This is a genomic window from Xylophilus sp. PBN-3R, from assembly GCF_057747805.1.
This window is the reverse complement of record NZ_CM173225.1, coordinates 621393-644926: the sequence shown is the minus strand read 5'-3', so window position 1 is coordinate 644926 and position 23534 is coordinate 621393. Positions and strand designations below refer to the sequence as shown.

28 protein-coding genes are annotated in these 23534 nt (G+C 64.8%); 9 read left to right on the top strand and 19 right to left on the bottom strand.

Annotated elements, in window-relative coordinates; all coding sequences use genetic code 11:
• Positions 1 to 40: 40 nt before the first annotated feature.
• Positions 41 to 403 carry a response regulator gene (locus AC3ANW_RS03055; RefSeq protein WP_488343740.1) on the bottom strand — a complete coding sequence of 121 codons (363 nt, stop codon included), beginning with the start codon at positions 401 to 403 and terminating at the stop codon, positions 41 to 43.
• A 45-nt stretch (positions 404 to 448) separates the two neighbouring features.
• Positions 449 to 895: a hypothetical protein gene (locus tag AC3ANW_RS03050; protein WP_488343739.1), complete on the bottom strand. Its 447-nt coding sequence runs from the start codon at positions 893 to 895 to the stop codon at positions 449 to 451.
• A 232-nt stretch (positions 896 to 1127) separates the two neighbouring features.
• Between AC3ANW_RS03050 and AC3ANW_RS03045 the strand changes: the two genes are divergently transcribed.
• Together AC3ANW_RS03045 and AC3ANW_RS03040 are read left to right on the top strand one after the other, a co-directional pair.
• A complete protein-coding gene (locus AC3ANW_RS03045) occupies positions 1128 to 2243 on the top strand; it encodes a hybrid sensor histidine kinase/response regulator (RefSeq protein ID WP_488343738.1) in 1116 nt (371 codons plus the stop codon).
• Positions 2240 to 2869: a response regulator gene (locus tag AC3ANW_RS03040; RefSeq protein ID WP_488343737.1), complete on the top strand. Its 630-nt coding sequence runs from the start codon at positions 2240 to 2242 to the stop codon at positions 2867 to 2869. Before AC3ANW_RS03045 ends, AC3ANW_RS03040 begins: the two co-directional genes overlap by 4 nt.
• Positions 2870 to 2876: 7 nt before the next feature.
• On the opposite strand, the gene fliR is transcribed toward AC3ANW_RS03040, so the two are convergent.
• The 13 genes from fliR to fliF form a co-directional block, all read right to left on the bottom strand.
• The gene (gene fliR / locus AC3ANW_RS03035; RefSeq protein WP_488343736.1) at positions 2877 to 3641 is read right to left on the bottom strand and encodes a flagellar biosynthetic protein FliR; all 765 of its coding nucleotides are present in this window, start codon (positions 3639 to 3641) and stop codon (positions 2877 to 2879) included.
• The gene (fliQ, locus tag AC3ANW_RS03030; protein WP_488343735.1) at positions 3638 to 3907 is read right to left on the bottom strand and encodes a flagellar biosynthesis protein FliQ; all 270 of its coding nucleotides are present in this window, start codon (positions 3905 to 3907) and stop codon (positions 3638 to 3640) included. The genes fliR and fliQ overlap by 4 nt, the downstream gene beginning before the upstream one ends.
• Entirely contained in the window at positions 3904 to 4668 is a 765-nt protein-coding gene (fliP, locus tag AC3ANW_RS03025; protein ID WP_488343734.1) for a flagellar type III secretion system pore protein FliP, read from the bottom strand. Before fliP ends, fliQ begins: the two co-directional genes overlap by 4 nt.
• Complete coding sequence (locus AC3ANW_RS03020) at positions 4661 to 4996, bottom strand: FliO/MopB family protein (protein WP_488343733.1); 336 nt, start codon at positions 4994 to 4996, stop codon at positions 4661 to 4663. Before AC3ANW_RS03020 ends, fliP begins: the two co-directional genes overlap by 8 nt.
• Positions 4997 to 5014: 18 nt before the next feature.
• Positions 5015 to 5446, bottom strand: coding sequence for a flagellar motor switch protein FliN (gene fliN / locus AC3ANW_RS03015; RefSeq protein WP_488343732.1), 432 nt, complete (start codon positions 5444 to 5446; stop codon positions 5015 to 5017).
• A complete protein-coding gene (fliM, locus tag AC3ANW_RS03010) occupies positions 5439 to 6440 on the bottom strand; it encodes a flagellar motor switch protein FliM (RefSeq protein ID WP_488343731.1) in 1002 nt (333 codons plus the stop codon). The genes fliN and fliM overlap by 8 nt, the downstream gene beginning before the upstream one ends.
• A 12-nt stretch (positions 6441 to 6452) precedes the next feature.
• On the bottom strand, positions 6453 to 7022 hold the full coding sequence (locus AC3ANW_RS03005; RefSeq protein WP_488343730.1) for a flagellar basal body-associated FliL family protein: 570 nt from the start codon (positions 7020 to 7022) through the stop codon (positions 6453 to 6455).
• A gap of 112 nt (positions 7023 to 7134) precedes the next feature.
• Positions 7135 to 8643, bottom strand: a complete 1509-nt coding sequence (gene fliK, locus AC3ANW_RS03000) for a flagellar hook-length control protein FliK (RefSeq protein ID WP_488343729.1) — start codon at positions 8641 to 8643, stop codon at positions 7135 to 7137.
• The gene (gene fliJ / locus AC3ANW_RS02995; RefSeq protein WP_488343728.1) at positions 8633 to 9109 is read right to left on the bottom strand and encodes a flagellar export protein FliJ; all 477 of its coding nucleotides are present in this window, start codon (positions 9107 to 9109) and stop codon (positions 8633 to 8635) included. The genes fliK and fliJ overlap by 11 nt, the downstream gene beginning before the upstream one ends.
• Positions 9106 to 10503, bottom strand: coding sequence for a flagellar protein export ATPase FliI (fliI, locus tag AC3ANW_RS02990; protein ID WP_488345340.1), 1398 nt, complete (start codon positions 10501 to 10503; stop codon positions 9106 to 9108). Before fliI ends, fliJ begins: the two co-directional genes overlap by 4 nt.
• A 53-nt stretch (positions 10504 to 10556) precedes the next feature.
• Complete coding sequence (locus AC3ANW_RS02985) at positions 10557 to 11291, bottom strand: FliH/SctL family protein (protein ID WP_488343727.1); 735 nt, start codon at positions 11289 to 11291, stop codon at positions 10557 to 10559.
• Positions 11284 to 12279: a flagellar motor switch protein FliG gene (fliG, locus tag AC3ANW_RS02980; RefSeq protein ID WP_488343726.1), complete on the bottom strand. Its 996-nt coding sequence runs from the start codon at positions 12277 to 12279 to the stop codon at positions 11284 to 11286. Before fliG ends, AC3ANW_RS02985 begins: the two co-directional genes overlap by 8 nt.
• Before the next feature lie 51 nt (positions 12280 to 12330).
• Positions 12331 to 14097 carry a flagellar basal-body MS-ring/collar protein FliF gene (fliF, locus tag AC3ANW_RS02975; protein ID WP_488343725.1) on the bottom strand — a complete coding sequence of 589 codons (1767 nt, stop codon included), beginning with the start codon at positions 14095 to 14097 and terminating at the stop codon, positions 12331 to 12333.
• A 182-nt stretch (positions 14098 to 14279) separates the two neighbouring features.
• Here fliF and fliE point away from each other — a divergent pair, with 182 nt between their 5' ends.
• Positions 14280 to 14609, top strand: a complete 330-nt coding sequence (gene fliE / locus AC3ANW_RS02970) for a flagellar hook-basal body complex protein FliE (RefSeq protein WP_488343724.1) — start codon at positions 14280 to 14282, stop codon at positions 14607 to 14609.
• 100 nt (positions 14610 to 14709) lie between these two features.
• Here fliE and AC3ANW_RS02965 read toward each other — a convergent pair whose 3' ends face one another.
• The 4 genes from AC3ANW_RS02965 to AC3ANW_RS02950 form a co-directional block, all read right to left on the bottom strand.
• On the bottom strand, positions 14710 to 15009 hold the full coding sequence (locus AC3ANW_RS02965) for a flagellar protein FliT (protein WP_488343723.1): 300 nt from the start codon (positions 15007 to 15009) through the stop codon (positions 14710 to 14712).
• 1 nt (position 15010) lies between these two features.
• A complete protein-coding gene (gene fliS, locus AC3ANW_RS02960; protein WP_488343722.1) occupies positions 15011 to 15430 on the bottom strand; it encodes a flagellar export chaperone FliS in 420 nt (139 codons plus the stop codon).
• Positions 15431 to 15527: 97 nt separating this feature from the next.
• A complete protein-coding gene (fliD, locus tag AC3ANW_RS02955; protein WP_488343721.1) occupies positions 15528 to 16904 on the bottom strand; it encodes a flagellar filament capping protein FliD in 1377 nt (458 codons plus the stop codon).
• 138 nt (positions 16905 to 17042) lie between these two features.
• On the bottom strand, positions 17043 to 18254 hold the full coding sequence (locus AC3ANW_RS02950) for a flagellin (RefSeq protein WP_488343720.1): 1212 nt from the start codon (positions 18252 to 18254) through the stop codon (positions 17043 to 17045).
• Positions 18255 to 18714: 460 nt separating this feature from the next.
• Between AC3ANW_RS02950 and AC3ANW_RS02945 the strand changes: the two genes are divergently transcribed.
• The 6 genes from AC3ANW_RS02945 to AC3ANW_RS02920 all read left to right on the top strand — a co-directional run bounded on the left by AC3ANW_RS02945 (position 18715) and on the right by AC3ANW_RS02920 (position 23533).
• Positions 18715 to 19935 (top strand): flagellin, encoded by a 1221-nt coding sequence (locus AC3ANW_RS02945; RefSeq protein WP_488343719.1) that lies wholly within the window; start codon positions 18715 to 18717, stop codon positions 19933 to 19935.
• A gap of 120 nt (positions 19936 to 20055) precedes the next feature.
• Positions 20056 to 20286 (top strand): acyl carrier protein, encoded by a 231-nt coding sequence (locus AC3ANW_RS02940; protein ID WP_488343718.1) that lies wholly within the window; start codon positions 20056 to 20058, stop codon positions 20284 to 20286.
• Between the two features lie 19 nt (positions 20287 to 20305).
• Positions 20306 to 21343 carry a ketoacyl-ACP synthase III gene (locus AC3ANW_RS02935; RefSeq protein WP_488343717.1) on the top strand — a complete coding sequence of 346 codons (1038 nt, stop codon included), beginning with the start codon at positions 20306 to 20308 and terminating at the stop codon, positions 21341 to 21343.
• A gap of 8 nt (positions 21344 to 21351) precedes the next feature.
• Positions 21352 to 22119: an SDR family NAD(P)-dependent oxidoreductase gene (locus tag AC3ANW_RS02930; protein ID WP_488343716.1), complete on the top strand. Its 768-nt coding sequence runs from the start codon at positions 21352 to 21354 to the stop codon at positions 22117 to 22119.
• Complete coding sequence (locus AC3ANW_RS02925) at positions 22116 to 22886, top strand: SDR family NAD(P)-dependent oxidoreductase (RefSeq protein ID WP_488343715.1); 771 nt, start codon at positions 22116 to 22118, stop codon at positions 22884 to 22886. Before AC3ANW_RS02930 ends, AC3ANW_RS02925 begins: the two co-directional genes overlap by 4 nt.
• Before the next feature lie 11 nt (positions 22887 to 22897).
• Entirely contained in the window at positions 22898 to 23533 is a 636-nt protein-coding gene (locus AC3ANW_RS02920) for a NeuD/PglB/VioB family sugar acetyltransferase (RefSeq protein ID WP_488343714.1), read from the top strand.
• Position 23534: the final 1 nt, after the last annotated feature.

Below are 23534 nucleotides of genomic sequence, written 5' to 3'. Positions count from 1 at the left end.
CCGATTTCCAGGTTATTCATCATGAAATTGCGGTCCGCGCTCAGCGGATGACTTTCTGGATCACTTCGATCAGACGGCTCGGATCGAAAGGTTTCACCAGCCAGCCGGTGGCGCCTGCAGCGCGTCCGGCCTGCTTCATCTGATCGCTGGACTCGGTGGTCAGGATCAGGATGGGCGTGGTCTTGAACTTGGGGTTTTCGCGCAGCATGCGCGTCAGGCCGATGCCGTCGAGACGCGGCATGTTCTGGTCGGCCAGCACCAGATCGATCTTCTCGGTCTGGGCCTTTTCGAATGCGTCCTGGCCGTCGACTGCTTCCACCACGTGGTAGCCGGCGCCGGTAAGGGTGAACGAGACCATTTTTCGCATGGATGGAGAGTCATCAACTGCGAGGATCGAAAACATGTATGGGGCTCCAGCTAACGGAATTGCGAGATGCGGGGATGACAGTCAGAACAGCTCGATGGAACCAGCATCCATCTCACTTTGCGTCACCGGATTGGGGCGTTCGGGTTGGATTTCGACGAAGGGCGTGGCCTCTTCACCTTCTTCCTGACCCATCGATTCGGAAGCCAGACGGAAGGCGCATCCCTGCAGCACGCGGCTGATATGCACGATCAGCTGCGATGCCATGTCCTGGAACTGCAGTTCGGTCACCGCGGAACGCAGGGAATCCAGTGCGTCGGCAACGCTGCCGCCATGGAACCGGGCCGGCTCGGCCAACTGTGCGTTGGCTTCGCCGAAACGATCCATCAGGTTGTCGCACGCATGCCCCAGAAGGCCTTCCAGGCGTTTCAGGTCATGCATCACTACCAATAGGGAATCCTGCACTTCGGCCACCACCATGAGCGGCATCTGCACAGCGGGGCCGCTATCGTTGGCAAGCGGTGTTTGCATCGAATCTCCATCCTTGCGAAGGCTGCATAGGTCTTCAGTCTCGCAATTGCCTAGCACGTGGGCATCAGGCAAACCGGTTCCGGAATGCCCTCTATCTTACGCATACATATCGGCACAATTTAGGCATTCCTAACGCATTTTTATATAGTTTGTTGTAATCGCCCACTGTCCCTCGTCTTGCAACGAAACCGCCTTGGAAAAGGCATGGCTTCGTGGCATATCTCTGTTTCGAATGGCCGAAGACTCCACCTCCACGTTGCGCATCCTCCATCTGGAGGATTCCCCTACCGACCATGCGTTGTTGCGCATGACACTGCAACGTGCCGGACGCCCATTCGAACTCAGGCGGGTCGAAACCCTGGACGCCCTGCTCTGCGCATTGAAGGAAAACACCTTCGACGTCGTGGTGGCCGACTACAACCTGCCGGGATTCACCGCAGTCGATGCGTGGAACGCGCTGGACGGCGAACGGAAGGCCGCGCCGCCTTTCGTGCTGCTGTCGGGAGCGATCGGAGAAGCCGCGGCCGTATATGCGATACGCCGCGGCATCAGCGATTACCTGCTGAAGGACGACATCGCCAAGCTGCCCCATGTCATCGCCCGTTCGATCGAGGTCCGCACCGCCCGGCTGGCCCGCGAAAAGGCGGACCACGAACTGGCCGTTTCGGAACGCCGCCTGGCGGAACTGACCGAACACCTGCAGCAAAGCATCGAACAGGAACGCGCAGCCATCGCACGCGAGATCCACGACGACATCGGCGGTTCGCTGGCAGCCGTCAAGTTCGACCTCGCCTGGATCGTCCGCCATGCCGACGGCGAAGACATGCAGCGCCATGCCCAGGCCGGCGTCGACATGCTGCGCCATGCCATGGACGCCAGCCAGCGGATCATGATGAACCTGCGCCCGCCGGTGCTCGACCAGGGCATCGGCGCGGCCATCCAGTGGCTGGCGGCCAATTTCGAACGCCGCACCGGGACACCGGTGCACATCCAGGCGCCGGCCGATCGCATCGCGTTGCCGGCCACGGTCGAACTGGCGGCCTACCGCACCGCCCAGGAAGCCCTGACCAACATCACCAAACACGCCGCCGAAAGCACCCAGGTCGTGATCGAGCTCACCGACGGCGAAGGTGTGCTCACCCTGGAGATCGCCGACAACGGACGAGGCCTGCCGGCCGAGATGCTGGACAAGCCAAGGGCTTTCGGCTTGCGCGGCCTGCACGAACGTGCACGCACCGTGGGCGGCTGGCTGGACGTCAGCGGCCGGCCGGGTGGCGGTACTTCCATCATTCTTTCGGTGCCGCTGAATCAGGATGACGACGCGGCCAATCCAGAGGAATCGCCATGATCCGGGTCATGCTCTGCGACGACCATGCCCTGGTACGCCGCGGCATACGCGACACGCTGGCCGATGCGGTCGATGTCACCGTGGTCGCCGACGTCGGCAGTTACGCCGAACTGCGCGAGGCCCTGCGCACCCTGCCTTGCGATGTGCTGCTGCTCGACCTGAGCATGCCGGGCCGCGGCGGCCTGGAAGTGATGGCCACGCTGAAGGAAACCGATCCGCTGATCCGCGTGCTGGTGGTTTCGATGTATCCGGAAGATCAATATGCGATCCGCTGCCTGCGGGCCGGCGCGTTCGGTTATGTCAACAAGGCCGGCGACCCGGTGGAACTGATCGCCGCGGTGCGCACCGTGGCGCAGGGCCGCAAGTACCTGACCGCGGAGGTCGCCCAGATGCTGGCCGAAAGCGTGGCGCGACCGGTGGCCGAATCGCCGCATTCGACATTGTCGGAACGGGAGTTGCAGACGCTGCTGAAGATTGCATCCGGCCGGCGTCTTTCGGATATCGCCGAAGAACTGATGCTGAGCCCCAAGACGGTCAGCGTGTACCGCACGAGGGTGATGGAAAAGCTGGGGCTTTCGAACAATGCCGAGCTGACCGTCTACGCGATCCGAAACGGGCTGGTGTGAGTTTTCGCTAACGGATGAACAGGTCGACGACCTTGTCCATCAGCGCCAGCAGGGGCGCGTCCAGCATGGGCAGGGTGGCGGCGATGCCGACCATGCCCACCGTCAGGGTAATGGGGAACCCGATGGCGTAGATGTTCATCTGCGGCGCCACGCGGGAAATGATGCCCAGGGCCAGGTTGACGAAAACCAGCAAGGCGATCATCGGCAGCGCGACCCACAGGGCACTGGCGAACAGGTCGGTTCCCAGGCGGTGGATCTGCACCGTCGAAATCATCTGCAGGATGTTTCCGTCGGCGGGAAAGGACTGGAAACTTCGGATCACCGCCATCAGCAGCGTCAGGTGCCCGTTGACCACGATGAACAGCAGCAGCGAGATCTGGCCGAGAAAACCCGACACCGCGCTGGTCTGGCCGCCCGAAGCCGGGTTGAAGAAAGAGGCAAAGTTCAAACCCATCTGAAGTCCGATGAGTTCACCCGCCAGTTCGACCGCTCCGAACACCAGGCGCACCGCGAAGCCGATGGCCATGCCGACGCCGACCTGCTGGACCACCGCGCCGAGTGCGCCGGGGCTGTCCACTCCGATGACGGGCTGGCCGGTCAGGCTGGGTTGTGCGGCGATCGAGATCAGCAATGCCAGGCCCACCTTGGCACGCACCGGGATATTGCGCATCGAGAAGATCGGCGCCACCGAGAACAGGCCCAGCACACGCAGAAACGGCCACAGGATGGGCGACAACCACGCCGCGATCTGGGCTTCCGAGAAGGTGATCACGCCACGTAGGTCGGAATCGCCTCGATCATCCGGCGCAGGTAATCGACCAGCGTGGTCAACATCCACGGCCCGGCGATGGCGAACACCACGACGGCGGCGATGAGTTTGGGCACGAAAGACAGCGTCGCCTCGCTGATCTGGGTGATCGCCTGGAAGATGCTGACCAGCAGGCCCACCGCCATGATCACGCCCAGCAGCGGCAGCGAAACCGTCAACAGCAGCACCAGGGCGTCCTGCCCGGTGGTCAAGACCATTTGCGGATTCATTGCGCGAAACTCGCTGCGAGCGAGCCGATCAGCAAGTTCCAGCCGTCGGCCAGCACGAACAGCATCAGTTTGAACGGCAAGGCCACCAGCACCGGCGACAACATCATCATGCCCAGCGACATCAACACGCTGGCCACCACCAGGTCGATGACCAGGAAGGGAATGAAGATCATGAAACCGATCTGGAACGCCGACTTGAGTTCACTGGTGACGAACGAAGGCACCAGCACCCGGAAAGGCGCGTCCTCGATCTTGACGCCGGGCTCCAGCCGCGCCAGCCGGGAAAACAATGCGAAATCTGACTGGCGGGTCTGTTTGGTCATGAACTGGCGCAACGGCAGTTCACCACGGTCCAGTGCCTGCTCGAAGCTGATCTGCTGGGCGGTGTACGGTGCGTAGGCGTCGCGATAGACGCGATCGAGCGTCGGGCCCATCACGAAGAAAGTCAGGAACAGCGAAAGGCCAATGACGATCTGGTTGGGCGGCGCCGACTGCGTGCCCATGGCCTGGCGCAGCAGCGACAGCACGATGACGATGCGGGTGAACGAGGTCATCATCAGCAGCACGGCCGGCAGGAACGACAGTGCGGTGAAGAACAGCAGGGTTTGAATGGGAACCGAAAAGCTGGTGCCTCCCGCTCCGTTGCCCATGATCAGCGGCAACTGGCCGTTGGGCAGCGAAGACTGGGCCCACGACACCGCGGGCAGTGTCAGCAGCAAGGCGGTGCCGGCAGCCAGGCCGGCTCGCAACAATCTAGACATTCGCCGGCCCTCGATAGTCATGCGTTGCCGCAGGAGATTCGACCAGCCGGGCAGCCTGCGCGAAACCCGGTGCCGGACTGGTGTGCAGCGGTGTGACCGCCTGAGCGGTAACACCCAGCACCAGCCAGACCCGCGCTTCCGGCGGGCCGACCTCGACCGTCACGACCCGCTGGGTGGGCCCGACCCCTATCGCCGAAACCACCCTGGACGCGCTGCCGGTGGCATTCGTCGCCAGCCCGCCATTACGTTTCTTGACCCAGCGCAGCGCCCAGGGCACCAAAGCCAGCAAGGCTATGAAAAAGACGACGGACAGCAGGGATTGGGTCATGGGGCTCATCACCCGAATTTATCCCTTGCTGACGCGGCGCAGGCGCTCGGACGGCGTGACGACGTCGGTCAGGCGGATACCGAACTTGTCGTTCACCACCACCACCTCGCCCTGGGCGATGAGGTAACCGTTGACCAGCACGTCCATCGGCTCGCCGGCCAGTGCGTCGAGTTCGACCACCGAGCCCTGAGCCAGTTGAAGGATGTACTTGATGGGCACCTTGACGCGGCCCAGCTCGACCGACAGTTGCACCGGGATATCGAGCACCCGGTTGATGTCGCCCAGCGCCGAATCGGTCGCGGTGGAAGCCGACACGAACGGATCGCCGTTGCCGGACAGCGGGCCGCCCTGGTCGGAACCGTCAGGACGCGGAGGCGCCGACTTGGCTTCTTCCAGCGCCTCGGCCCAGGCCGACATGTCGTCGTCGCTGTTGCTTGGATCTTCAGCCATTCTTTTCTCCAATCCAGTTGAGATCGCTATTGCGGAGGCTTTCCTCGATGCGGATCGCGTACTTGTTGTTGTGGGTGCCGTATTGGCAATTGAACATCGGCACGCCGCCGATGGTCGCTTCTATTCGAGGCGCGCGGTCGAGTTCGATGAAATCGCCCACCTTCATCGCCAGCAGCTGTTCGACGGTGGCATCCGCCTGCGCCAGTTCGGCCACCAGGGTGACTTCGGCGGCCTGGATTTCACGCGAAAGCAGCTTGACCCAGCGACGGTCGACCTCGATGGAATCGCCTTGCGTGGACGAAAACAGCACGTCGCGGATCGGCTCGAGCGTGGCGTAGGGCATGCAGATGTGGATCATGCCGACGATGTCGCCGATCTCCAGCTGGAACGCACTGGCCACCACGATTTCGCTGGGTGTGGCGATGTTGGCGAACTGCGGCTGCATTTCCGAGCGCTGGTATTCCAGCTCGATCGGGTAGATGCCTTTCCAGGCCTTCTTGTATTCGTCGCAGATGACGTCGACCATGCGGTTGATCACACGCTGTTCGGTGGGCGAGAAATCGCGGCCCTCGATGCGGGTCTGGAACTTGCCGATACCGCCGTAAAGGGTGTCGATGACACCGAACAGCAGCGCCGGTTCGCACACGATCAGGCCGCTGCCGCGCAGCGGGCGGATCGCCACAATGTTGAAGTTGGTCGGCACCGCCAGTTCACGCAGGAAAGCGCTGTAGCGCTGGACCGTCACCGTGCCGACCGAGATTTCCGGGTTGCGGCGGGTGAAGTTGAACAGCCCCACACGCAGGTTGCGGGCGAAACGTTCGTTGACGATTTCCATGGTCGGCATGCGTCCGCGGACGATGCGTTCCTGGCTGGAGATGTCGTAATTGCGGATGCCACCGGAATCGGTGTCTTCCTCGATGATCTTCTGGCTTTCGCCGGTGACGCCTTCCAGAAGGGCATCGACTTCTTCCTGGGAAAGAAACGCTTCACTCATGTCGGCACTCCGTCACTGGACGATGAAACTGGAGAACAAAACGGCCTGGACGGGGCTGACCGGCGCGCGTTTTTTCTTCTTCTTTTTCTTGGGCGTTTCGGCTTCTTCCTCGTCCTCGTCCTCCGGCTCGATACCGAAGGTGCGCGAGGCCTCGGCGGCGATCGCCTTGGCCAGTTTTTCCTTGCCTTCGCGGGTCAGCAGTTCTTCGGATGTGCGCGACGAGGTCATCATCAGCACGGCGCTGCGCACCTTGGGCATGTTGGTCTTGAGTTCGTCGCCGCTGTGGGCGTCGGCCATCTGGAAAGTGATGCCGATCTGCGCAAAACGCTCGCCGCCCGGGTCGGCCAGGTTCACCACGAGGTTGTCGATGGGCAGGAAGGTGGGCGGGTTCTTGTTGTCGTGCGCCGGCGCCGAATGCGAAGCTTCAGCGGCGGGCTCGTCGCCGTCTTCGTCGCCTGCGGCGTTTTTCTTTTTCAGGAAGACCATGGCACCGCCGCCGGCCAGTGCGAGCACCACGACCAGCGCGATCACGATCACCATCAGCTTTTTCTTGGACTTCGGCTTGGGTGCGGCATCGGACACGGGTGGATTCCTCTAAGGCATTGATCGGCGGACACGTGATTATTGGTCCGCCCGCACCTTTCGGTCGCCCGAATAACCGGCGAAAAGGCCGGCTATCGTGTCAGCCGCCGGGTCAGGCGAACAGATCCAGGCCGCCGCGCGCGTTCGCCGCAGCGCTGCGTGCAGCAGCCGCGGCCACCGGTGTGGACACCGAAATATCCGGCGTGATGCGCACCGGCTCGCCACCGCGGGCGCGGTGGCCGCCCTGGCTGGTGTCACCGTTGAAACCTTGCGTGTTGCCCGCCTGGCCGGCATTCGAGCCGGCCACCGACACGCCGGACAGCATCAGCCCTTCCTGTTGCAGCAGGTTCTGCAGATCCGAGACCGCGCCGCCCAGCAGGGCGCGGGTGTCGGCCTGGTCGCTCTGGAAAGCGACCTCGGCCTCACTGCCGTTCAGGGAAATCTTCACGTCGACCGGCGCACCGAAGGCGTCGACCGTCATTTCGGCGGTCTGCAGCGAACGCGGGTTGATCGACGCGGTGGTGGCGGCCAGCCACTCGTCCGGTGTCATGACCATGCCGCTGCCTACCGGCTGGCCGTCGGCACCGACGGTCGAGGCGGCGGCAAAACTGCCGCTGCCTTCCGCACCGCCGCCGGCCGGTGCGAAGCCCAATGCGTTGATGCCGCTGGCGGAACCGTCTGCGCCACGGCTTTCACCCTGGTGACCGCGTTCCTGACCCTGCGAAGCGCCGCCGGCAAAACCGCCGGCACCGCTTTCGGCCTGGATTGGCCGGACGATGTCCGACAGCATGCCGGCCCAGCGGCCCTGGCCGCCCTCGCCCATCGAAACGGTGGAAGTGGCGCCGCGTACGGATGCTCCATCGGTTCCGCTGACGGCGACAGCGCCGACACCGGCCGACAGGCTGGTCGCCTGGCTCGATGCAGCATCGGCTGCAACGGTCGCGGCATGCGCGCGGCCGACCGCCGCCTGGACGGAAACCGCCGCCGGGCGCAGGCCCGATCCAGGCACAAGGTGATTGCCCATCAGGGGCGCGGCTGCCGGGTTGTGGGTCGCCGTCGCTGCGGACGGGGCGGTGTTGGCCAGGCCGTCGGGCGAAACCGTCGTCGCCGTGGTGTTCAAGGATGTGGCGGTGTCCAGCGCAGTGGATCGTCCCGTCTGTTTGCCGTCCACCTGCACAGAGAGGCCGGATGGTGGCGTACCGGAAAAGTCGGACGAACCGACAGCCTGGCTGCCGAAGGTTCCTGTGCCACCGGCAACCGCCGTGCCAGCCGGGCCTGCCGCCGCGGGGACGACCGCAGAAGCCGCGACCGGCGCCAGCGGCACGGTAGCCGGCTGCAGAAGCCCGGCCCAGGCGGCCAGGGCCGCGGCGTCGCTGCCGGCCGAATCGTCGGCTGCCGCGAGTTTTCCGCCCGAGCCTGTCAAGGTGTCACCCGGCAAACCGGCCGTCGTGGCGGCCAGCTTGGCATCCAGGCCGTCCGTGTCGTCGGTGGCAGCGCCCAGCAGGTTCGAAAACCCGCTGGCCGCGCCGGCGCCGTCACCCGCAGCGGCCCTGGATGCGCCGGCAGCGTGGTGATGGGTTCGGTGTGTACCGCGCACGGCGGCCTGGTTTTCAATAGCCATGGCTTTGTTCCTCCAGCGCCGCGAGCGCAGTTCTGCGGAACTGCATGGCGGCGGTTTCATCGGTCTGTTTCTGCTCGCGACGCGCCATCAGGCGCTCGACTTCCAGCCGCTGGCGGTCGATGACCATCTGCAGGCTGGCCAGACGGAGTTCGGCTTCGCGCAGCCGCGCCATCAATATCTCGATCTGCCGCGCATGCTGTTTCATCACGTCGCGCTGCAGGCCGATGGCGTGGTGCAGGCGCGCCATGAACTGAAAGTGATGCGCCAGCAGCTCGGGTGTGGCGCGCACCCGGGCCTGTTCGCCCCAGCGCGATTCGGTGTCGTTGGCGTAGTTGCACAACTGGTCGAACTGGCCTTGCGCGCCACGCTCGGCAGCACGGCCGCGGCTCAGGTCGGCGGCGGCGGCGTCGCGTTTGCGGCGCGCCATGTCGGCGGCGATCTGCATGCCGCGGTTCTGGGTGTTCATCGGAAGCCTCCGCCGCCCTGCTGCTGCTGAACGGTCAGCACACCGGACATTTCATGGACACATTCGTCCAGGTTGGCCGCGTCGAACATGCCTTGTTGCAAGAAGGCCACCATCGCCGGCTGCAGCGTGATGGCTTCGTCCAGCTGCGGGTCCGCACCGTGGGCATACGCGCCGACCTGCACCAGATCCTTGGCCTGCTGATAGCGCGAATAAGTCGCGCGAAACCTGCGGGCCACGTCCAGGTGTTCACGTGAAACCACGTTGTGCATCACCCGCGAGGCCGACTGTTCGATGTCGATGGCCGGGTAATGGGCGGCCTCGGCCAGGGTGCGCGACAACACGATGTGGCCGTCCAGGATGGCCCGGGCCGCATCGGCGATCGGGTCCTGCTGGTCGTCGCCTTCGGACAGCACGGTATAGAAAGCAGTGATCGAACCCACGCCGTGCAGCCCGTTGCCGCTGCGCTCGACCAGCGCCGGCAGCTTGGCGAAACAGCTGGGCGGATAGCCCTTGGTGGCCGGCGGTTCGCCGATGGCAAGTGCGATCTCGCGCTGCGCCATGGCGTAGCGGGTCAGGGAATCCATCAGCAGCAGCACATGCTGTCCCTTGTCGCGGAAATATTCGGCCACCGCCGTGGCGTAGGCGGCGCCCTGCATGCGCAGCAGCGGCGGCGCGTCGGCCGGCGCGGCCACCACGACCGAACGTTCCCGGCCGTCGTCGCCCAGGATGTCCTCGATGAATTCCTTCACCTCGCGGCCCCGTTCGCCGATCAGACCGACCACGATCACGTCGGCAGCGGTGTAGCGGGCCATCATGCCCAGCAGCACGCTCTTGCCGACACCCGAGCCGGCGAACAGGCCCAGGCGCTGGCCGCGGCCCACCGTCAGCAGGCTGTTGATGGCGCGCACGCCCGTGTCCAGCGGCTCGCGCACCGGGTCGCGGTCCATGGCATTCAGGGGCTGGCGGTCCAGCGGCTGGGCGGTCACGTTCTCGAGCGGTCCCTTGCGGTCCATCGGCAGGCCGCAGGCATCGACCACACGGCCCAGCAGGCCGTCGCCCAAGGGCAGGCGCAATACGCTGGCGCCCGAACTCTGGTCAAGCGGAGCGGCATCGCGGCCCCAACGCAGCGCCGAGGCCTTACCCACGGCGGGCGTGACGCTGGCGCCGCTCGACAGGCCGTAGATGTCGCCGGCAGGCATGAGAAACGCCTTTTCACCCGCGAAACCGACCACTTCGGCCAGCACGGAAGGCAGATCGCCCTGCCGGATATCGCATTGCGAACCGACAGGCACCTTCAGGCCAGAGGCTTCCAGCACCAGGCCGGTGAGTTTGGTCAGCGTGCCGTGCGACGCCAGCGGCACCGGGCGTGCGGTGCGTGCGGCAGCGGACGCCATGAAGCTCGTCCAGGCCTCGGCCTGGCTTGCGGCGAATTCGGTGGCGGAGTCCATCAGGCTTCCTGCGTGTCTTCGGGTTCGGCCGGGATTTCCCAGGCAGCGTCCAGGCCCAGCGCCGCGACGGCGCGGGACCAGCGGGTCTGCAGACGACCGTCGATCACCGTGCCGGCGGATTCCACCTGGCAACCGCCGGCCGGCATGGCGGCGTCGGCCACCCAGGCGACCGGGGCGCCGGCAAATTCTTCGGAGAGCGGCTTGCGCAGCATGTCCAGGTCTTCCGGATTCAGCCGCACCGTGGCCAGGCGGCCATCGGCCACCAACTGGCCCAGAGCCTCGCGCACCACCGGCAGCAGCGCGTGCGGATCAATGGAAAGCTCGCGGCGCAACACCTGGCGAGCCAGGGCGCAGGCCATCTCCAGCACCTGGTCTGCGATGCGTTCCTGGCTCATCACCAGGCTCTGGCCCATGCTCACCGCCATGGCCGACAGCCGCTCGGCAGCCACATGGCCCTGGCCGTTGACGTAGTCGTCCAGCCGCGCATTGCCTTCACGTGTAGCTTCGGCATGGCCGTCTTCATGGCCCTGCTGACGGCCCGCTTCGTAGGCGTCCTGGATCTTCTGCAGATAGCTCGGCTGGCGCTCGGCGGCACGCGCCTGTTCGGCGCGCAGGGCTTCCTCGTCGGCCAGTCGGGCGCGCTCGTCGACCGCGACGAACTGCCACGGCGCCGACCCGGCGATCTCTTCGTCGGGAATGAACCGGGTGTAGCGGTACGAACCGGAGTTAGACAAAACTGTCCTCCGAGCCGCCGCCCATCATGATCTGGCCTTCGTCTGCCAGGCGGCGCACCACCTTCAGGATTTCCTTCTGCTGCGCCTCGACTTCCGACAGCCGCATCGGGCCGCGGGATTCGAGGTCTTCGCGCATCGACTCGGCCGCACGCGACGACATGTTCGCCAGGAACTTGTCGCGCAGCTCCGGCGCGGCGCCCTTCAAGGCGACCACCAGGGTTTCGGAAGCCACTTCCTTCAGCAGCATCTGGATCGACTTGTCGTCCAGCTTGCCCACGTCGTCGAACACGAACATCTTGTCCATGATCTTCTGCGCCAGGTCGGCGTCGTAGCCGCGGATGGCGTCCAGCAGCGGCGCCTCGATGGCGGCACCCATCAGGTTGACGATTTCGGCAGCAGTCTTCACCCCGCCCAGCGAGGTCTTGCGGACCTTGTCGCCACCGGCCAGCACCTTGAACAGCACTTCGTTCAGGTCTTTCAGCGCCGTCGGCTGGATGCCTTCCAGGGTGGCGATGCGCACCATCACCTCGCCGCGCTGGCGTTCGGACAGGTTGCGCAGCACGCCGGCGGCCTGTTCGTAGTCGAGGTGGACCAGGATGGCGGCGACGATCTGCGGATGTTCGTTGCGCAGCAGTTCGGCCACCGACAGCGGGTCCATCCACTTCAGGCTCTCGATGCCCGACACGTCGCCGCCCTGCAGGATGCGGTCGATCAGCAGCGAAGCCTTGTCGTCGCCCAGGGCACGCTTCAGCACCGCCCGCACGTAATCGCCGGTGTCGTTCACCAGCAGGCTCTGCTGCGCGGCGGCTTCGGTGAATTTCAGGATCACACCGTCGGCGCGCTCGCGCGAAACTGTGCGCATGCGCGCAATCGTTTCGCCAAGCTTCTGCACTTCCTTGGGGGAAAGGTGCTTGAAGACCTCGGCCGCCTCTTCCTCGCCGAGAGACATCAGCAGGATTGCGGCGTCGTTGAGTCCTTGATCGTCCATAGGTGTGAATGGTGCGCGTAAATGCTTCTTGTGAAAAGCTCGTGTGACACCTTAAGCCGGCGCTTCTCCGCTGACCCACTCCTTGACGATGTTGGCAACCGCGATCGGATTGCTGCGTGCCAGCGCCTTGGCATCCTGCAGACGCTGCTGTTCCGGCGTGGCCGCCAGCAATTGCTGGCCTCCCGGACCGGTGAGCAGGGCGGTGCGCGACACCTCGTCCTCGACCGACAGGTCGAGCTGGCCGCCGGTACGGGAACCGGCAGCACCCAGCGGGCCGTCGATCTGCACGAAACCCGGGTCGCCCGGTTTCAGCACCTTGGGTGCGTTCATCGTCTTCAGTGCCGGCCGCACGAAACCCAGCAGCACCAGGGCGCCGAACAGGAAGGTGCCCACCGGCCAGGCCAGGCTGCGCGCCAGATCCAGCATTTCCGGGTCCTTCCACAGCGGCAGCGCGGCGGCGTCATTCGCCTGCACCAGGAAAGGCGCGTTCATCAGGTTGACCGAGTCACCGCGGTCCTTGTTGAAACCGATGCTTTCGCGCACCACCGCGGTCATCTGGTCGATCTGCTGCTGCGACAACGCGGTCGGGCCGCCCTTTGCGCCATCGGCCACCGGCTGGTAGTTGACCACCACCGCCGCGCTCAGCCGGCGGATGCTGGCGTTGCCGCCGCGCACCACCCGCACGGTCTTGTCGACTTCGTAGTTGGTGATGGATTCACGTTTTTTCTCGGGTGTTCCGCCGGCGCCGTTGCTGCCGTTGTTGCCGGTGCCGGCGGTGAGCGTCGGAGCCTGGCCGTTGATCGGCGCGCCCGGCGTGGCCGGCGGCTGGTTGGTGGTGGCACCAGGCACGCCGGCCGGTGGCGTGACACCGCCGTTGGCAGCACCGCTGCTTTCGACGACCTGCTGGCTGCGGATCGCGCCTGCGTCAGGCGTCTGGTTGGGTTTGTGCTGCTCCGAGGTCTGCTCGGTCTGCGAAAAATCGACGTCGGCGGTCACCGTCGCCTTGACGTTCCCGCGGCCCACCACCGGCTCGAGCATCTCGAGCACACGGCGGGTGTAGTTCTGCTCGATCTGCTGCACGTATTGCAGCTGCTGGGCATCCGCGCCGCCGTTGCCGGCCGAGCCGTCGGGTGGCGCCGACAGCAACTTGCCGCTGTCGTCCAGCACGCTCACGGCCGAAGTCTGCATTTCCGGCACGCTGGAAGCCACCAGGTGCACGATGCCGGCGATCTGGCCGCGGTCCAGGCCTGCACCCGACTGCAGGGTCACCAGCACCGAAGCCGAGGGTTTCTGCTGTTCGCGGAAGAATCCGTTCTGGTTGGGCAGCGCCAAGTGAACACGGGCCGACTGCACCGATGCCAGCGACTGGATGGAGCGGGTCAGCTCACCTTCCAGGCCGCGCTGGAAAGTCAGGCGCTCCTGGAACTGCGTCATGCCGAAACGATTGCCTTCCATCAGCTCGAAACCGGCCACCGAGCCCTTGGGCAGACCTTGCGACGCCAGGCGGAGGCGGATGTCGTGCACCCGGTCGGCCGGAACCAGGATGGCGCCGCCGCCTTCCGAGTATTTGTAGGGCACGTTCATGGTGGTCAGCTGCGCCACGATGGCGCCGCCGTCCTTGTCCGCCAGGTTGCTGAACAGCACCCGGTATTCGGCCTGCTTGCCCATGATCGTTCCGGCGATGCCGGCGATGACGAGCAGCGCGATGCCCAGCCCCAGGCGGATGCGCTGGGCCCGGTCGAGCTTCGACAGGCGCTCCACCCAGGCGGGTGCGGCGGGGACGACGGGGGCGGCGGGTAGTTCGGCGACGGCGGACATCGGCTGATCCAAAGGCTGCAGGGCGGGATTGCCCGTGCCCACCGATTATTCGCAAGCGGGTGTTTTCCGTTGCCCGGATAAGCCGATGTTTAGCCCTCTTATTCCCCCACGGCAAAAGCGCTCGGAACTTTAGGATTGCGACATCAAAAATCCTCAAAAAAGTTCTCTTTCGAGGAACCCGTATGGACGCCATCTCCCGCCTGACCCTGCCGCTGAACACTCCCGCTCTCAATGCCACGCGCGCCCCCAAGGCGCTCGGCACGGAGGGCGGTGCCGACGGCGTGCAGGGCGGCAGCTTCGGCACTGCGCTGAAGAGCGCGCTGCAGTCGGTGAGCAGCGCGCAGCAGGAGTCGTCGGGCATGCAGCAGCAGGTTCAGCTGGGCAACCCATCCGTCAGTTTGGAGCAGACGATGGTGGCCATCCAGAAGGCGCAGATCGGGTTTCAGGCCACGGTGCACGTGCGCAACCGGATGGTGCAGGCCTATACGGACATCATGAACATGTCGGTGTAGCCACGCTCCGGGCCTCCCAGGCCGGCGTCCCATGAAAAAAGCGCCGGTCATGCCGGCGCTTTTTTCATGGAGCAATCGTATTGGCTGCGGCACAGCCAGGTCAGTGCATGACCTGGGGCTGGCCCTTCATCAGATCGTCGAACTGCGACAGCCAGGGTTCTGCCAGGCAACGGATCTGCGCGTCGTTGCGCAGGATGCGCTGCATGATCCGGATCTTCTCGGTGCGATGTTCCGGCGGCAGGTCTTCGGTCTGCGCCCGGAAGTGCAGCTGCTCGATCAGCACCGCGCAGGCGCCTTCGTAGCGAACCACTTCTTCCCAGTCCTTGGCCTTGGCGGCGTCCAGCATCTTTCGACTGCTGTCCTCGATGGCCTTGTAGTAGTCAATGAGCATTTCGGGCATTTCAGGCTCCCATGGCCGCCGGAGTGCGGATCTGCTGGGCTTCGTTGGCGATACCGCGCCAGCCGCCAGCGACCTGCTCGATCAGGGCCTGGACCTCGATCAGCGGCTCTTCGTCGTTGCGCAGGTTGGCCATGGTCAGGCGGTGGATGCAGTAGTCGTAGACACGCGCCAGGTTGTTGGCGAGTTCGTCGCTCTGGTCGGGGTTCAGGCCCAGCTTCAGGCCTTCCTCGATGTAACGCACCGCCATGCCGATGTTCAGGCCCTTGGCGGCGGTGTCGCCCTGCTGCAGGTTGGCGCGGGCGGCGCGCAGCGACTGCAGGGTGCGCTCGAACAGGATGTTGATCAGCTGGTAAGGGCTGGCGCTGTCGACGCTGGCGCGGGCGTAGGTGGATGCGGCACGGGCGCTTGCTGGGGAAAACATGCTTCTGTCCTCTGTCTGTTGCTCTTGTAGTCTTTATCGGATTCGTACCAACAAAATGAAGAGCCGTTACTCATAAGTTTTTAAAAAGAACGACTTATCAGCTGCTCTTGTTCCAGGCCGTGACCTGCTGGGTGACGTAGGCGCTCAGGGAATTCAGGCTGGCCATCTTGGTATCCAGCGCGGTGTACTGCGCGTTCAGGCGCGCTTCCAGGGCTGAGGCGCGCGCGGTGATCTTGTCCTGGTCGGCCAGGTTGCGTTTGTCTTCCAGCGCCAGCGAATCGGCCTTGCTGTTGAAGGTGCCGTCGAAGGAAAGCATGGCGGTCGTCAACGCCTTGAACTTGACCGCAATGCCGTTGCCGGAGTCGCCGCCGTCCTTGTAGGCAAACAGTTTCTTGACGTCCGCTGCGCTCGTGTTGGTGGCCAGCGCCTTGTCGAGTTTTGTCGAATCGACGGTAAGGCCGCCGCCCTGCACCACTGAAATGCCGATGTCCGAAAGACGGGAATACGCACCGTTGCCCGACGTCACAGATCCGACCATCGCCCGCAGTGTGTTCTGCAGGCTGACAGCGGTGGAATCGCCCTGCAGGCTGCCGGCGGTCTTCTTGTCGGCGTCGTACTTGACTTCCGTCGACAGCAGGTCGTTGACCGCGTTGTAGGCGTCGACAAATGCCTGGATGTTCTTCTTGGTGGTGGCGGTGTCGGCGGTGACGCTGATGTCCACGGGAGTGGTCGTCACCTGCGAAGCGGTGAAGGTCAGGCCCGGCACGACCTCGGTGAAATTGCGGCTGGCCGAGGTCACGTCCACGCCGTTGATCTGCGCCGTGGTGTCCTGTGCCGTCTGCTTGACCGTGAATGCCAGGCTGGCCAGCCCGCCGTCGACGCTGCCTGCGGTATTGGTCGTGGTGCTGACCGTGAATCCCTTGGCCGAGCCGGTGTCGGTCGAACGAAGCACCAGGCGCTGGCCGGTCGAGTCGGTCACCACCGACGCCGTCACGCCGCTGGCCGCGTCGTTGATCTTGGAGGCGATACCGCTCAACGAGGTGTCGTCGCCGTCGGCGATGGTGATGGTCTTGGCGGCTCCGGTGCCCACCTGCAGCGTGATGGTGCCGGTGCCCATGGTGCCGCCAGCGGCCACCGTGCCGGAGGCAGAGGTCTGCGCCTGCGCCAGCTGCGTAACCGTGAAGCTGTAGTTGCCCGGTGTCGCGACGCCGGAAACCGTGGCGCTCATGGCACTGCTGTTGCTCGAGGTAATGGTGAGTGCGCTCCAGCCACTGTCCAGCGACAGCTTGGAAGCAGCGTCGGAAAACGTGGAAACCAGCGACTTCACCTGCGCGAAGCTGGCGATCTTGGTCTGGATCGAGGCTTCCTTGGTCTGCAAGGCCGTGATGGGTTGCTTTTCGAGCGCCACCAACTGGCTGACGATGGACTTGACGTCCAGGCCGCTGCCCAGACCGACGGAAGTGATGCTAGCCATCTCAGACCTCCAGACCCCGTGAACCGAGGCAATGCTGGCCGCCGGGGCGACAAGCGGAAACAAAGCACAAAAGGCGACGAAGGCCGAGACCTTCGTCGCCCAGGGAAACGGGCAGGATTGCCCGTTGCCTCATGCCGATCAACGCAGCAGGGCGAGCACGCCCTGCGGGAGTTGGTTGGCCTGGGCCACCATGGCGGTACCAGCCTGCTGCAGAATCTGCGAACGCGACAGGTTGGCGGTTTCCGTGGCGAAGTCGGCATCCACGATGCGACCGCGGGCTGCGGAGGTATTTTCCGTCTGGATCGCGATGTTGGAAACAGCGTTCTCGAAACGGGTCTGCAGTGCGCCGAGGTCGGCACGCGAGCTGTTCACCGAGTTGATGGCTGCATCGATCTTCTTCATCGCGGTCCAGGCGCCGGCCTGGGTGCTGATGTCGACGCTGGCGATGCCCTTCTTGTCCGAATCTGTGCTTGCGGCCACCAGGGTGGTGTTGCCGATACCGGTGGTGGTGGCGTCGAAGCTGCCCGACAGGGTCACCGCGCTGGCCGTCGGCGTGTCGCCGGTGGTCATCTGGTCGGAACGCAGTTCCATGGTGTAGCTGCCGTCGTTCTTCTGCGTGACGAAGGCGGTGACACCGGTGTCGGCGGTCTTGGCGTTGATGGCAGCGGCCACTTGACCGATACGCTCCGAAGCGGACGAAGCCGCGGCGATGGCGCCCAGGCCGACGGTTCCGGTCGCGGTGCTGATCACCAGGGTATCGGCTGCGATGGCGGTCGAGAAGCTGGAAACGGAGGTCGAGGTCAGGTTGGTGGCGCTGGCCGTGGCGAACGACACCGAACCGAGTTCCGCACCCTTGGCGTTGGCCAGGGCGCCGACGGTGATGTTGTCACCGGAGTTCGCACCCACCTGGAACACCGCACCGGAGAAAGAACCGTCCAGGATCTTGGTGCCGTTGAATGTGGTGGTCTTGGCGACGCGGTCGATTTCGGACGACAGCTGGGTCACTTCGGCCTGCAGCGCCTTGCGGTCGCTGGCGCTGTTGGTGGCGTTGCTCGACTGGACGGCCAGTTCACGCATACGTTGCAGCATGTCGCCGACCTTGCCCAGCGCGCCTTCGGCGGTCTGCGCCAGCGAGATGCCGTCGTTGGAGTTGCGCGATGCCACCGTCAGGCCCTTGACCTGGGAGTTCATGCGTTCTGCGATGGCCAGGCCGGCGGCATCGTCCTTTGCGCTGTTGACGCGAAGGCCCGACGACAAGCGCTGCATGGCCGTCGACAGGGAGGATTGCGAGGTTGCCAGGTTGCGCTGTGCGTTCAACGAGGCGATGTTGGTGTTGATGGTAGAGGCCATTTAGAAGCTCCTGACAGAAAAGTTCCGGCAAAAACGCCGATCTCAACGCTCCCCGAATGTGGAGAGCACCCAGACCGGTTTGCCCCGGTCAACGAACCCCTTATCGGATCCATTGCTCATGTTTTCGGGCTGTGGCGGGAAAACTTGAGGGCTGTCGCTACAAAAAGTTGCTACATCAGCCTGCGCCCCGCCTGCCACAGAGGGAAAACGGGTCGGGAGGAAATTCGAGACCGCCCGGGGAGTGGGCGCCTACGGTCGTCCGGAATTCTTCAGCCCCGCAATTTTCGTGGCTTTCCGGACCTGCCAGCAGATGAACTAGCCAGATTTCCCGCCGCTTTTCCAACCGTTGTATCGGCTCGGTATCGGGAAAATTCAACGGCACCAGCGATAAGCCAGCTCTGAGAAGCCGGCTTACCACTCCCGGCGGTAAGGCCGGTCTTTTTATTAGGAACTTCCCGTCATGGCATCAACCATCAATACGAACATCGCCTCGTTGACCGCTCAGCGGAACCTGGCGGCGTCCCAAGGCACCTTGCAAACCGCGATGCAGCGGCTGTCGTCGGGTCTTCGCGTCAACAGCGCGAAAGACGACGCCGCCGGCCTGGCCATCGCGGAACGCATGAACACCCAGGTCAAGGGCCTGACGGTGGCATCACGCAATGCCAATGACGGGATCTCCCTGTCGCAGACCGCTGAAGGCGCGCTGGGCAAGGTGGGCGACATGCTGCAGCGCATGCGTGAACTGGCGGTGCAGGCCGGAAACGCCACCAACAGCACGAGCGACCGCAAGGCGCTGCAAGCTGAAGTGAGCCAGCTGTCTTCCGAAATCGACCGGATCGCCAAGACCACGACTTTCAACGGAACCAAGATCCTCGACGGTTCCTTTTCAGGCGCCGTCTTCCAGGTCGGCGCAAATGCCGGCGACAACATTTCCGTCGGTTCCCTGGCCAACGCCACCGGCAAGGAACTGGGTACGATCCAGTACGCGTCGACCAGCTCGACCGGCATCGCGGCCGACACGATCACCAATTACGCAGTCGCGCTTCCCTCAGGCAGCGTGAGCATCAGCGTCAACGGCGTGACTACCAACCTCGACGCCATTCCGTCTGCCTCTTCCGGTTCGGAGCGCCTCGGCCAGGTCGCTTCCGCGATCAACGCCAAGACGGCCGATACCGGTGTGATCGCCTTCGTGACGAAGGGCGACGACGGCCTTTACAGCATCGAGCTGCGTTCGGACAAACTGCAGGTCGGTGTCACTCCCCCCACGGCGACCACACCGACGCTCACTTACAGTGGCGGCGCTGACGCGACGAACGTGGGGTTCGTGGCTGCGAACTTCCAGGCTGCGCCGGCAGGATCGGCTACGCAAGGCATCGAAACCGTCGACATCAGCACCCAGTCCGGCGCCTGGACCGCTCTCAAGAAGATCGACGCGGCCATCGACTCCATCAACACCTCGCGTGCCGACCTCGGCGCATTGCAGAGCCGCTTCGAGAACGCCATCTCCACCATCGCGGTGCAGAACGAGAACATCTCGGCATCACGAGGCCGGATCATCGACGCGGACTTCGCCATGGAAACCGCCAACCTGTCGCGCGCCCAGATCCTGCAGCAGGCCGGCACCGCCATGGTGGCGCAGGCCAACCAGCTGCCGCAGAGCGTGCTGCAGTTGCTGAAGTAAGACCATCTGCGCGAACGAAACAGCCGCTTTTAACCACTAAACTGCCCGGCTGCGACAAATGTCGCGCAAGGCGTGCAGCGTGCAAGCGGCGCGCCGCACGCCTTTATTTTTGGAAAAAACATGTCCAACGTCACCGTCGAGCAATTTATCGAGAACTTCCAGTCGGCAGTCGATTTCCAGGACCCGGTGGAAGTCACCGCCGAGACCGAACTGCGCAGCCTTCCCGAATGGGACTCGCTGGCGGCCCTCGGTGTCATCGTGATGTTCGATGTCGAATACGGCAAGACCATCGTCGGCGACAACCTGAAGGCCGCCAACACCGTGGGCGACCTGTACAAGTTGCTCGGCTGAGCACGCACCGGAGCACGCCATGGGCCTGTCCACGCTGAAGAACGTACGTTTCGCCGGCATGGCGAGCTGCGTGCCCAAACGCATCCTGCACAACATCGACGATGCGCCGCCGAAGATCCGGTCGGAGCGCGAACGTCTGGTGCGCAACATCGGCATCCACCAGCGCCGCATCTGCCAGCAGTGGCAGACCTTTTCGGACCTGGCTTTCGACGCCACCGAAAAGCTGCTGGAATCGCTCGACTGGAAACGTGAAGAGATCGACGCGCTGATCGTGGTCACCCAGTCGCCCGACTACCTGATCCCGGCCACCGCCATCATCCTGCAGGACCGGTTGAAACTGTCCAGCGCCACCATCGCGTTCGACGTCAACCTGGGTTGCTCGGGTTATCCGTTCGGCATCCAGATCCTCGGCAGCATGATCGCGTCGGGTGTTGTCAAGAAGGGCCTGGTACTGGTGGGCGACCGTTGCGCGACCCTTAACGACCCGCTGTTCTCGGACGCTGGCACCGCCACGGCGCTGGAGTTCGACGCCTCGGCCGGGCCCATGTTCTTCGACATGAACAGCGACGGCAGCGGACACCGGGCCATCATCCTGCCGGTGGGCGGGCACCGGGAACCCTTCGGCCCGGAACACGCCACGCCGCATCGCGACGAGAACGGCATCCTGCGCTGGCCGTCCGACCTCATCCTGGACGGCCCGGCCGTGCTGAGCTTTTCGACCCAGCAGGTGCCCCCATCGGTACGCCGGGCCATGGAATACGCCGGCTGCACCGTGGATGAAATCGACTACTTCATCTTCCACCAGGCCAACCGGATGATCAACGAGACCATCCGCAAGAAACTGGCGCTGCCGCCCGAGAAGGTGCCGTCCACACTTCACGATTTCGGCAACACCAGCGGCGCCTCGCTGCCGGTGACCATGACCGCGCGCATCCACGAAGCCCTTCAAGGCGGCCGCAAACGGGTGGCGCTTAGCGGGTTCGGCATCGGCCTGTCCTGGGGCACCTGCATCGTCGACATCGAGGACGCGGTGTTCCCACCGCTGCTGATTTCGTGAGTGCCGGGATGAACCCGGCGGCTGGCGACGCCACCGCGCCGTTCAGCCTGCACGGCCGGCGAATCCTGGTGACTGGCGCGTCTTCCGGCATCGGCGCATCGGTGGCCGGCCTGTGCGCCGAGCTGGGTGCCGAACTCATCCTGAGCGGCCGTGACGCCCAGAGGCTGGAGGCCACCCGCGCCTCGCTGGCAGGCAACGGCCATATGGTGGTCGCTGGCGACCTGACCGAATCCTCCACCCTCGATGCCCTGGTGCAGTCGGCTGCACATTTCGACGGACTGGTGTCCTGCGCCGGCGTGGCCGCCTTGGTGCCGATGCGCATGGCGACCGAAAAGTACCTCCAGCAGATGCTGGCGGTGAACTACCTCGCGCCCATCGGCCTGGCCCAGCGCCTGCTGCAGAAACGCAAGCTGCGCGAAGGTTCTTCGCTGGTGTTCGTCAGCGCCCTGTCCGCACGGGCGGCTCCGCAGGCCGCCGGCGCCTATGCGGCTTCCAAGGCGGCCCTGGAAGCGGCTTCCCGCACCATCGGCCTGGAGCACGCGCGGCAACGCATCCGCGCCAACTGCATCGCGCCCGGTTATGTCGACACGCCCATGCTCCAGCGACTCGGCAGCGCAGCCGACATGAGCGAGAAGATCGGCCTGACGCCGCTCGGCACCGTCCGGCCGGAAGACATCGCGCCGGCCGCCGCCTGGCTGCTCTCGCCCGCCAGCCGCTGGATCACCCGCACCACACTCACACTCGACGGTGGCATTTCGCTGCCGATCCGCCTATGAACCCGGCTGTCGATTCCATTTCCGCGCTGGCCGCGGCCCGCCGTGTCTACGGGCTGGACGGCAAGACGGTGCTGGTCACCGGCGCGTCCAAGGGTATCGGCCGGGAAGTGGCGCGCCAATGTGCGGCCGCCGGCGCGCGCCTGATCGTCGCCGGCCGCGACGAGGCCAGGCTGCAGGAAGTTCTGGCAGAACTGCCGGGCGCGGGGCACCGCGCACTGGCGGCCGAGCTGACCGACGCCGATGCCCGCAAGAAATTCGCTGCCGACTGCGGCTCGCTCGACGGTGTGGTGCACAGCGCCGGCATTCGCGGCCTGGCACCGATGAAGATGGTCAGCGACACGTTTCTGGCCCAGGTGATGGACACCAACTACCTGGCGCCCATGATGCTGACCCGCCACCTGCTCGCCAAGGGCCAGGTGCGGGCTGGCGGGTCGCTGGTTTTCCTCTCGTCCATCGCGGCACTGACGGGGACGGTGGGCGTCGGTCCGTATGCAGGCTCCAAGGCGGCACTGGTCGGCTCGCTTCGGCCGCTGGCGCTGGAACTGGCCAAACGCGGCATCCGCGCCAACGCTCTCTGCCCCGGCCTGGTCGAAACCACGCTCATCACCGAGGACAAGGACTGGTTCGAGGAAAGCCGCAAGCGTTATCCGCTGGGCATCGGCGAACCCGGCGACGTGGCGCAGGCCTGCCTCTACTTCCTGAGCGGTGCCAGCACCAAGGTCACCGGCGCGGTGTTCAGCATGGACGGCGGCGTGGAGTTCGTGTGAGCGAGCCGGGCGTGATCCCGAATCACCTGGTGCTGATCAGCGCCGGCGGCTTCGCCCGCGCCGTGGCCGGCCTGGCGCGGGCGGACGTGGCCTGCGGCAAGGACTGGGACGTCAAGGGTTTCCTGGACGACCGCCCCGGGCTGAAGACACCGTCCGACCTGCCGATCCTCGGTGATCCGTTCACCTACGAAATCGAGCAGGGCGACATTTTTCTGTGCGCGCTGGGCGAGCCGGCGGCACGCCGCCGATACGCGGCGCCGCTGCTGTCGCGCGGTGCCGAATTCATCAGCCTGTGTACGGACGTGCATTTCGGCGAACGTGCCCACATCTCGCGCGGCTGCATCTTCGAGCGACGGGTCTCCATCGGTCCGGATTCGGTGATCGGCGAGTTTGTCACCGTGCTGTCGACCGCCATCATCGGCTACGACGTGGTGGTCGGCGACTACACCCAGATCGGCCCGTTCGTCTTCGTCGGTGGCGGCGCACGGATCGGCAACGACGTGACCATCCATCCCCATGCGACCGTGCTCCCGGGTGTCACCGTGGGCGACGGTGCGGTCGTGGGCGCAGGCAGCGTGGTGCTGCGCGACGTGAAACCCGGTACGACCGTGATCGGGAATCCAGCAAAACCCTTTTCTTTCCGCTGAG